We start from the raw sequence: 11,177 nt of genomic DNA, 5'->3' as shown, positions 1-11,177 counted from the left end.
TTTGAGGGAGACAACAAATAAATATCAAATATTAAATATTAAATATCAAATATAAATATCAAAATGCAAAATTACAAATCAAATTTCAAAGAGGAAGTAGCAGGGTTTCTCAAAGAGTTGGAGGAATATAGTTGATAGTAGATAGTTGATAGTTGAAGGACTATAAACCATAAACTATAAACCATAAACTATCAACTATAAACTATAAACGAGTTTTGCATTTTGCTCTTTGGAGGAAATCCCTTTTGGACACCAAATCTGCATAGATTTCACTATTAGAGTTATTTTCAGACACCACTACTGATTAACACGGATTAGCACGGATAAAACGGAGGAGAGAGGAGAGGTACCGAAGTGGTCATAACGGGACCGCCTCGAAAGCGGTTTGGGGCTCTAAAAAGTCTCACGTGGGTTCGAATCCCACCCTCTCCGCCACTAACGCTTTTTGTCTATCAAAATTCCCCAATTTTGTTACATTTAGTTTAAATGAATTAACTATATAGACAAGATGAGCATATATAAAAGCAACTAAATTATTTTGCCCCTCCATCTTCCGTATCTGCCACATCATCCTCGGAATATTAATATTTATCGGGCAGTTTTTTTTACAATTAAAACAACTCAGACAAAGATTAGCTGTTTTTGCCGCCTGTTTGTTTTCATCCCTTAAATAAGATAATAAAATACCTCTCCCGCCGATATTTTCATCCACACCGTATCTATCTCCAACAGTTAAATACATCGGACAGGCAACCAAGCAGAAACCACAACCAATACAATATAATAATTCTTTAAACTTACTTTGACTAATCTGTTCTCTTTTATTATTAAGGAGGATTACGACTATTTCTTGTGGGCTATAAACACCCTTGATAAGCTTTTTCTCTATATCCGCAGTTTTACTTGGAGCCGTGATAATGTTGATAAATGAGGTTGTTTTTGCTCCAGTGGCGTTGTAAGTCAAAGCCTTAACCATAGTTATGGCATTTTCCAAATTATTATATATCTTCTCCACGCCAGTAACCACAATCAATTTATTCGTTTTTTGAATTATTTCCGAGACATTCCCTTCATTATGGATAATGACAATTGCTCCTTCATCTGCGGTAATCGCATTTGCTCCAACAATTGCCACTTCTGCCTTATTGATATACGAAATTATATCCTTTTTTATCTCAGCCACAATCTCTTCTGGAACATTACTTATTTTATGTCCGAAGTAATTTTCCAGAGCCAGTTGAATATCATTTATGGAGAGATGACTTGCGGGACCGGTTGGGTGAGAAGGCTTTTCATTTGTAATCTGAAGAAGTCTATCGCCAATGTCGGTTTCCACAACAGTTTTTCCCAGCTCATTTAAAAAGTCTGTAATTTTAAGTTCTTTGGAGACATTTGATTTAGATTTGACAATAACATTATAATCTTTGAGTTCTTCTTTTAAGAAATTTAAGGCATCATCTTTTTTTTCGGCTAAAATAACTTTGATACCATTGGATTTTAACTGGTCAACTGTTTTTTGGAGTAATTTTTGGTTGCCCACACTTTCTTCACGAAACCTTCGCAATAGTCCTTTGTTTATCTTAAACCTTTTTTTCTTTTTTCTTTCCTTCACCTCATTGAAGGATTTTCTAAGTTGCAATATTTGCTTTAATGTGAACATATTTTCCTTTAATCAGAATATCATTTTTGTCTGGAAAAGCTAAGTTGAGTTGGGAGTTTGTTGTCATAATCAACCACCACAACATCTGTTTCTTTGAATTCGCCTTGAATTAATTTTAGGGCTAATGGGTTTTGAATAAGTCGCTGAATCGTGCGTTTAAGTGGTCTTGCCCCAAAGGTTGGGTCGAATCCTTCTTTTGCCAATAACTCTTTTGCTGATTCAGTTACCTTAAGTCCAATCCCCTGTTTTGCCAATTTATCCACAAGTCTTTTCAACTGAAGGTTAACAATTTGTTTTATCTGGTCATTATTTAGCCGATGGAAGATGATAATTTCGTCTATTCGATTCAGAAATTCAGGTCTAAAACTCGCTCGTAAGACTTCATTCATCTGGCGTTTAAGTTCAAATTCATCTTCTATTTCTTGAATTAAATTTGAGCCAAGATTGGAGGTCATAATAATAATGGCATTCTTAAAATTGACGGTTCTTCCCTGACCATCGGTTAGCCGACCATCATCCAAAACCTGCAAAAGGATGTTAAAGACATCGTGATGTGCCTTTTCTATCTCATCAAAGAGGATAACGCAGTAAGGTCTGCGGCGGGCAGTTTCGGTCAGTTGTCCGCCTTCTTCAAAGCCAACATAGCCTGGTGGTGCACCTATCAACCTTGCGACTGAGTGCTTTTCCATATATTCAGACATATCGATTCTGACCATTGCTTCTTCTGCGTCAAATAAAAACCAGGCAAGACTTTTTGCCAGTTCAGTTTTGCCCACGCCTGTTGGACCCAGAAAAATAAATGAACCCAGTGGCCGATTTTCTTCATCCAGATTAGCCCTTGCCCGACGGACAGCATTGGCTACAGCCATAATTGCCTCTTCTTGACCAATCACCCGATTTTTAAGTTTATCCTCCATTTGAAGTAATTTTTCCTTTTCTGTTTCCAGCATTTTTGCTACGGGAATGCCTGTCCATCTGGAGACTACTTCAGCAATATCTTCCTCATCCACCTCTTCTTTTAACATTCTTTTTGCTTGTTCTAATTTTTTATTTTCTTCTTCTAATTTCTTTTGTAATTCCGGAATGGTGGCGTATTTGAGTTTTGCGGCTTTTTCTAAATCTCCCATCTGTTGTGCCCGTTGTTCTTCAAATCTTTTTTCCTCTAACTCAGATTTAACCTGATGAATTCTGGAGATAGACTCCTTTTCAAGTTGCCATTGTGTGGTGAGTTTTTTTTCATCTTCTTTAAGATTGGCTAAATCCTGGATAATTTCTTCCAGTCGTTCTCTGGATTTCTTATCATCTTCTTTTTTCAATGCCTCGGATTCGATTTCGAGTTGCATAATCTTGCGTCTAATTTCATCCAATTCTTCAGGGAGTGAGTCAATTTCGATTCTCAATCGTGAAGCGGCTTCGTCCATCAGGTCAACTGCCTTATCAGGAAGTTGACGGTCAGAGATATAGCGTGCCGAGAGGTTAGCGGCAGAAACTAAAGCCGCATCGGTTATCCTGACGCCGTGATGAATCTCATATTTTTCCTTAAGCCCACGCAGGATACCAATAGTTTCTTCAACCGTTGGTTCATCGACATAAACCGGTTGAAATCGTCGCTCCAGAGCGGCATCTTTTTCAATATATTTGCGGTATTCATCAAGTGTAGTTGCACCAATACAGCGGAGTTCTCCTCTTGCCAGGGCAGGTTTAAGCATATTTGAGGCATCAATTGCCCCTTCAGCCGCACCAGCTCCAACTAAGGTATGCAGTTCATCCATAAAAAGAATGACTGCCCCTTCACTATCTTCTATTTCCTTCAAAACTGCCTTGAGACGGTCTTCAAACTCACCTCTGAATTTTGTGCCCGCGATAAGTGAACCAATGTCTAATGCCAAAACCCTTTTCCCACGCAAGGATTCCGGAATATCATTAGAGGCAATTCGCAATGCTAATCCTTCAACAATTGCCGTTTTACCTACCCCAGCCTCACCAATAAGCACCGGGTTGTTTTTGGTTCTCCTTGATAAAACCTGCATCACCCGTCTTATTTCCTCATCCCGACCAATGACCGGGTCAAGTTTATCCCGTCTGGCAAAATCAGTCAAATCCCGAGTGTATCGACTTAAGGCTTGATATTTATCTTCCGGTGTCTGGTCAACTACACGATGACTCCCACGAAGACTTACTAATGCTTTGAGTAAATCATCTTTATTTATTCCAGATTGTTTATTTTCGTGAACAATTGCCATCAGGATATGTTCGGTGCTGATATATTCATCCTTAAGTGTTTTAGCTATCTTTGTCGCTTCATTAAATACCTGATTTAGCCGCGGAGAAAGATATATCTGGCCAGCCCCGGGACCTGAAACTCTGGGAAGTTTCTTTAGTTCTCCCTCAACTTGAACTGCCAACTGATGTGGGTCTATTCCCAATTTTCCAAGCAGTGGAATAACAATCCCTTCTTTCTGTTTTAACAGGGCAAGTAAAAGATGTTCTGGTGTTATTTCCTGATGTCCTTCTTCCTGGGCAATTTCCTGTGCCTGAGCAACAGCCTCTTGAGCCTTCAATGTTAATCTATCAAATCTCATAAAATCACCTTTTATTTCCTACAAGATTTTACCGCAGATTAGCGCTGATGTTCTCCTGAAAATAGGAAGTAGAGAGTAGAGAGTAGAAAGTAGAGAGTAAAGAAAACATCACTCCTCACGACTATCTCCTTACCTCCCACCTTCTATCTCCTACCTACTATTTTCATCCTCATTTGTGAACCCACGGTTCATGACCGTTTCCCCTGAAAATAGGAAGTAGAGAGTAGAGAGTAGAAAGTAGAGAGTAAAGAAAACATCACTCCTCACGACTATCTCCTTACCTCCCACCTTCTATCTCCTACCACTATTTTCATCCTCATTTGTGAACCAAAGGTTATGAGAGTTTTTTCTTGAAAATAATGTTAAAATAGCACACGGATAACGCGGATTTAAGGGATTTTAGCTGATTTTTTCTATAACTCGATATTCAAGTTTTTTTAACATTAAGTGGTTTATCCTTTTTTAACCGCAAAGAACGCAAAGAAATTAACCGCAAAGAACGCAAAGATTATAGGTTGTTCACCACCCTTTTAATTCCCTCCTTAGAGTCTTAATACATTGAAATTTATAAGCAATCCTCATTTACCATCTGAGTAACCGTTCACCGCAGAGTGTTTCTTTTCTTCCTTTGCGTCCTTTGCGAAATCTTCCTTTGCGCTCTTTGCGGTTAAATCTTTATATCTTTAAAAAACTTGAATATCGAGTATAATATATTTTTTATCCGCGAAATATCCGCGACCTCCGCGTCATCAGCGTGCTATTCTCATTGTTCTTTGTATTCACGCCGTGGACTTATCTTAAAATCGACTTCGACCTTTTCGTAAGTTAAGTATAAAATCAATCATTAAATCATCCCCCCGAATAAGTAATCGTTTTAAGCAATATGGAGTTGTTATGGGCAGAGTTACTTTTCCCTGTCGGATGCCGCAGGCATAGGTATATCCTGCCTCTTTGACCATCTGGTTAATTTTCTCATCATAAGCCCCTGCCCCATAAGGATAGGCAAAGGCAATGATTTGTGTGTTCAATCTTTCTTCTAATATCTTTTTAGAGCCTGTTATTTCTTCCTTTGCGGTATCCTCACTAATCTTGCGCAAATTTGGATGAGTATTCGTATGAGAGCCAAATTCTATTCCAAAATCTTGCATTTCTTTTAATTCTGCGGTTGAGAGTTCACTGCGAGCGGTAGATAAAAACATACATGCCTTAAAGTTATACTGCTTAAGAATGGGAAAGGCAACCGTATAATTATTTTTTGCCCCATCATCAAAGGTAATAATCACCGGGTTATCTGGCAAAGAACTAAGGTCTTTAAAGGTAATCGGTTGATAGCCATAGTTATACAAATAAGCCATCTGATGTCTAAATTTTTGTTCAGTTACCCATAATTTCTTATTATTTGCAGTTTTGGGTGCAACACCAATGTTGTGATACATTAAAATAGGAATGCCTGGTTTATCCTTTCTCCACCAGTTAAATCTGCAGGACAATGCAATAAACCAGAGACTAACAAATATTAACCAGCTAACCATAAGATGTATTCCTTCCTCTTTTTGGGGACGCAGATAAACGCAGATTTTCAAGATTTTAACATAAAGAAAATAGATACCCGGCTAATAAATACAGATTTTATCCGGACACCACTCACCTGATAACCGATACCTTTCCAGTAACTTTATCCCCGACTGAATTGGTAATAACATAGATATAAATTCCTGTTGCCAGGTCTTTGCCATCATCATCCTTAACATCCCAGGGATACGGCTGATGGACATCGGCTGGAATTTCTATCGTTTTCATTAATTCTCCCACAATGTTGAATATCCTGATTGTAATTGCTCCAGCAAAATTCCTGAAATAGATAAAGGAATGATTGGGTTTAAATGGATTGGGGAAAACCTCTGTTTGACTGATAAGTTTATCGGCTGGTAATTGTGGTGCCGGACTTGAACCGGCAATCCGATAAATACCAAAATGTGGCACCTTAACACTAACAGTGTTCGCAAAGGTATCTACCTCTTGTTTGCCAGGAACTATTACCCAGTGATTGTTAATTAATTGATAAATCCGATAAAATACCTTTTCTTCCTGATTAGAAACTAATGGAGGATACGGAATCGTTATCTCAGGGCTGGCTAAAAACTCATCAGGTAAAGCCTCAGCACCATTTGTCTTTCTGGCAATAAATACCCGCGTGGTATTTGGAACTAATCCCTTTATTTCTTTATTCTGTCTGGCATTATCATTTGCCTGCTGGGTGATTGTGGCTATTTCTGACAAAGAATATATTTCAATCGTGGCTATGTTCTCCGCGAAGGTATTTGGTGAAAATTCTACCTTAGTGTTATCCGTTTTTTCAATTATCCCTTCCAGTGTGTCTTTTAAGGAGAATTCAGCATGGTTATTGGGTGGTAAAATAGGATTTCCTGCCGCATCGGTTACATTATTTACCACCAATGTATAAAATACCTCGTTTTTTAAAATATCTGTTGTTAAATTAACATTTTTTCCTCCATCTAAACTGGCAGAATACACCTTTATCGTTTTTTGTGGGGCTCTGGATTCAAAGAGAAGAAACATTGCATTACCAATATTTATTGGTGGATTTTCATCATCAAAGAAAGCAATGAGATGGTTATTATCTTTTCCAACTACCCAGAGAAGCATTGGCGGGTCATAATCAAATTTAGTTGTAAAGGTATAAACCTCATAAAGGGTATTGGGCAAAACTGCTAAATCCTTTACCTCAATCGTGATGGTGACTATTTGCCCAATTTGAAAAGGTATTTGAGGTTTATGCTTAACGATGTAATGATATGTATTTCCTGTAATATCTAAGGCATCTACTTTATTTCCGTTTATCCAGAGATTGATAGAGGTCTTATCTACCCCTGCTCCAATATCTTTTATATGAAACTCGATTTCAGTGGCTATCAATACGCCTGTAGTTCCTTTTTCAGGTTTATGGTCTGTGGTGTAAGGAGGAATGGTATCTGTGATAAAAAATTTATAGGTCGTATTTAGACTATTTCCTACAAAATCACGAGCTATAATAGTGACCCAGACGGTTTGATTATAATCAAAATCTACTGGCGGATTATAACTAAAGGTAAAATCTGTAATCGAACCATCAATTTGATAATTAGGATAAGGTATGGTTGCTCCATTTATTATCACCTTAATCGTTGTTTTATCTATGCCAATTCCATCATCCTTAATATGAAATAAAACATCCGTTTGCGGTTGAGCATTAATGGAATCTGGTGCGGGCATCTGGTCTGTAACATACGGTGGATGGGTATCAATCGTGGTAAAGAAATATTCTTGTTCTAAGACATTTGGCATCTGGGCTAAATCTACAGCATAGATATAAACATAAACCCGCTTATTTGCCTCAAAATCATAAATTGGGTTATAAAAAATGGTATAATCCTCTTTAGTCCCACTTATCAGCGGAGTGACTATTTGACCGTTCACCTTCATCAAAATTGAGTCTTTTTTCACACCCGCACCGAGGTCTTTAATATGGAGGGAAATATTTGTATCTACGGCTATCTGTGTGGCATTTGGGGCAGGAATCATATCTGTCATAGAAGGACTGAGATTATCCAGTGTAGTCGTGAATGTGTAAAATACTGGAGTCATTGTATTGCCGGCTAAATCCGTTGCTATGACATTTATTTTCACCACTTCATTAAAACCAAAATATACTGGCGGTCGATAAATCAAGGTAAGATTTTGTATTGGCTGGATAATTATGGGGAAAACACGGACATCATTTACCTTCATCACAATGGACGAATCATCCACACCTATCCCATCATCTCGAATATGAAGCACAACATCTGTATTAATTGGCACATCTGCGGCAAACGGAGTCGGGTTATAATCTGAGGTATAAGGTGGGGTAATATCTTTTGTGATGGTAAAGGTATAAGTTTGTGTGGCTAAATTTCCAGCCTTATCTTCAACTTTAATATAAATAAGCACTTCCTCCCCATAATTAAAATTCTTTATCGGGTCATAGATAAGGGTAAAACCATTTAATATTGGGAAAACACTCATCGTCGTTATGGTGCTATTGTTCACCTTTAATAAAATATTCTCCCTGACTACTCCAGATTCATCATCACAAACACTCACGATAATATTTGTATCTACCGGCACATCTATTGCCGCCGGTGCAGGGTAATGTTCAGCGGTATAGGGTTTTTTCTTATCCTGGATAGTCGTAAAGGTATATGTTTCAGTGGCGATATTACCAAAATTATCCCCTGCCTCAATATATATCTCTACAACCTCATTATACCCAAAATTAAGGAGATTTGAAGCAATTAAATATGCCTTTGGAGGAGTTATTGGCGTTTTATTAATGTATATCGGCAGACCATTAACCTTCAGGATAATCGTTTCAGGATTTATTCCAGATTCATTGTCAGAGATGATGAAGCGAATATCAGTATTTTTGGGGGTTTGGGTTGCCCACTTAGGAGGAAATTGGTCAGAAATCTCAGGTTTTATCATATCTGGCTCACTCGTGAAAGAGTAAATCTCTTCAACAGTATTTGAACCAAAATCAAAGGTTTTAATCATTATATCTACTACCTGTCCATAATAAAAATTATCTTTTGGTTTATAAAAGATATTATAGGCTGATTTTGTCCCTGTAATTTTCACCTCTAAGGTCACATCAATACCTTCTACGAAAAAAATCATAGTAGAAATATTCACACCAGATTCATTATCCTTTAGATTGAACATAATTGTGGTATCGACCTTAACCCCTTGAGTTCCTTTAGCCGGGAAATGGTCAGTTACATAAGGTTTTATATCATCTATTTTAGTCGTGAAGGTATAGGCATCTTGTGGCATAGGGTTATTGGCTAAATCTTTGGCATTGATACGGACACGGACAACCTGGTTATAGTCAAAGTGAACCGTCGGGTCATAATTGACTAAATACTCTGTTTTTGTCCCGGTAATGGTGAGTTTGCCAGTTACATTTTCTTCATTTACAAACAGGACAATCGAATTTTTATCTACACCCAATTCGTCATCCCGAATATAGACGGTAATGTTTGTTTCAACCGGGACTTGAGTTTCTCTTATATCAGGCTTACGATAGATAACCTTTGGTGGAATAATATCTGTAGTTATGGTAAATGTATAGTTTTCAATAAGTTTATTGGGGACTGTGGCAAAATCTTCTACCTGTAAATAGAGATCAATTATTTGCCCATAGTCAAAATCAACCGGCGGGTCATAATAAAGAAAATAGCCCTGTGGAATTTCATTTAACAAATAGGTCGTAATCGTTGCCCCATTTACTCTGAAGACAATCGTCGAACTTGCTACACCGGCGTCTTCATCAATAATATTAAACAGAATAAGAATATTAATTGGCACATTGGTATCATTTTTTTGCGGGATATGGACTGAAGTCTGGGGGGGGGTATTATCCAGTTTAGTCATAAAGGTATATGTAGATTGTAGAGGATTTGAGGAATTATCAGCTACCTCAAGTGAAACATTGACCAGTTGACTATATTTAAAATCTTGAGCAGGGTCATAAACAAGGGTGCAATATTTAGGTAAAGTACCACTTATTTGTGGATATACCCTTTCACCATTTACCTTCATAATAATCGTTGAGGTGGCAATACCACTATCCATATCCTGGAGAAAGATAGTAATATTTGTATCTACCGCAACTTCAGTCGCATTTGGGGCAGGTATTCGCCCGGTAATAACTGGTGGATTAGGGTCAGATGTTGTGGTAAATGTGTAGAATGTATCTAATGTATTCGCAGACGTGGCTAAGTCTCTGGCATAAATACTTACTTTTACCTGCGTGCCGAATTCAAAAGGTTGAGCCGGGATATAAAATATATAATAATCTTGCGGTGTGCCAATCTTTGTTGGGGTGACTGTTGTATTGTTTATCTTCATAACTAAAGTATTTACATCTGCTCCATAGCCCGTGTCTTTAAGATGGAGGGTAATATTGCTATTGACATTAACCTGAGTCGCATTGAAAACAGGTTTTGGGTCATCAATGAAAGGAGGGGTTGTATCCGAACCAATTTCTAAATCCGGGGCAGGTTGATGAAGTGGTGGGTCTTTTATATCGAGAATCATCCCCGCCGCCCCTTCATTTGCGCCTTCAGCAAAAATTATCAACTGATAGTTAGAATTAACCGTATATTTAAACTCACCTGATAAATCTGATTTGGTAAAACTATTTAAGTAAGTAACCCATATTCCTTCTGGATGAGTTACAAGCATAGATTGAAGGGCAGAAATGTTATTGGTATTTTTCTCCTGTAGCTTTAAATAAACTATGCAACTACGATTTTGAACCGGATTACCGAACTTGGTAATCGTGCCAAATCCTGGATTGTCACCAGTTGGAGGTATCGATTCAGTCCCGGTAGTAATTGTATAATGTTGTCCTGCGTTATTATAAGTGATACCATCGCTGAGAATATCATAGTAATAAGTTGTTTCAGCGGTTACGCCAACAGCTCGTATATGATGGACATCATCTGGAATCTCTTCCCCTCTCTCATCATAAGCAATGAGATTAAGATTGGCAGAATTTGTTCCATATTTAATTGCCCCTGTTCCGACTCCATCAGTAATCCACGAGACAAAAAACTGTGTGGCAGTAATATTGGAATGTTTTATATTTTTGGGTTGCTGAGCAGAGGAAGCGCTGGCAATAAAAATTATTAGCATACATAATAAAATATTTAATCTGGTCATTTGACACCATAGCATTTTACCACTCAATCTCTAAAAAGTCAACTGGTTTTTTGGGTGCGTGTAAAATTTATGGGTAAAAAATATTGTAAGCGTTCAGGTAGTGTAAGAAAAGGAGATATGGAGATAAAGGAGATAAGGGGATATATTTAGGAGTTTTTTGGTGAAAGGAT

At 37.7% G+C, this 11,177-nt stretch carries 5 protein-coding genes and 1 tRNA gene; 1 reads left to right on the top strand and 5 read right to left on the bottom strand.

The genetic code is table 11. The features are described 5' to 3' along the window. Positions 1–340 precede the first annotated feature (340 nt). A tRNA-Ser gene (locus AB1422_03590) sits at positions 341–435 on the top strand. On the opposite strand, the gene AB1422_03585 is transcribed toward AB1422_03590, so the two are convergent. From AB1422_03585 to AB1422_03565, 5 genes are all read right to left on the bottom strand, one after another. Beyond that, the gene (locus AB1422_03585) at positions 404–1,660 is read right to left on the bottom strand and encodes an LUD domain-containing protein (GenBank protein MEW6618425.1); all 1,257 of its coding nucleotides are present in this window, start codon (positions 1,658–1,660) and stop codon (positions 404–406) included. The two genes, AB1422_03590 and AB1422_03585, sit on opposite strands and share 32 nt — an antisense overlap. 20 nt (positions 1,661–1,680) lie before the next feature. Continuing rightward, positions 1,681–4,242, bottom strand: a complete 2,562-nt coding sequence (clpB, locus tag AB1422_03580; protein ID MEW6618424.1) for an ATP-dependent chaperone ClpB — start codon at positions 4,240–4,242, stop codon at positions 1,681–1,683. A 150-nt stretch (positions 4,243–4,392) separates the two neighbouring features. Then, the gene (locus AB1422_03575; protein MEW6618423.1) at positions 4,393–4,530 is read right to left on the bottom strand and encodes a hypothetical protein; all 138 of its coding nucleotides are present in this window, start codon (positions 4,528–4,530) and stop codon (positions 4,393–4,395) included. Positions 4,531–5,039: 509 nt separating this feature from the next. Beyond that, positions 5,040–5,774: a polysaccharide deacetylase family protein gene (locus tag AB1422_03570; GenBank protein ID MEW6618422.1), complete on the bottom strand. Its 735-nt coding sequence runs from the start codon at positions 5,772–5,774 to the stop codon at positions 5,040–5,042. A 112-nt stretch (positions 5,775–5,886) separates the two neighbouring features. Beyond that, on the bottom strand, positions 5,887–10,980 hold the full coding sequence (locus AB1422_03565; protein MEW6618421.1) for an Ig-like domain-containing protein: 5,094 nt from the start codon (positions 10,978–10,980) through the stop codon (positions 5,887–5,889). Positions 10,981–11,177 lie beyond the last annotated feature (197 nt).

It is taken from the genome of bacterium (assembly GCA_040757115.1).
GTDB lineage: Bacteria > UBA9089 > CG2-30-40-21 > CG2-30-40-21 > SBAY01 > JBFLXS01.
The sequence above is the reverse complement of the archived record's forward strand: the minus strand, read 5'-3'. Positions and strand labels throughout refer to the sequence as shown.

Excerpts from the sequence above, each read along its gene's own strand:
- AB1422_03585 (MEW6618425.1), bottom strand. The coding sequence starts at position 1,660 with ATGTTCACATTAAAGCAAATATTGCAACTTAGAAAATCCTTCAATGAG.
- clpB (MEW6618424.1), bottom strand. The coding sequence starts at position 4,242 with ATGAGATTTGATAGATTAACATTGAAGGCTCAAGAGGCTGTTGCTCAG.
- AB1422_03570 (MEW6618422.1), bottom strand. The coding sequence starts at position 5,774 with ATGGTTAGCTGGTTAATATTTGTTAGTCTCTGGTTTATTGCATTGTCC.
- AB1422_03565 (MEW6618421.1), bottom strand. The coding sequence starts at position 10,980 with ATGCTAATAATTTTTATTGCCAGCGCTTCCTCTGCTCAGCAACCCAAA.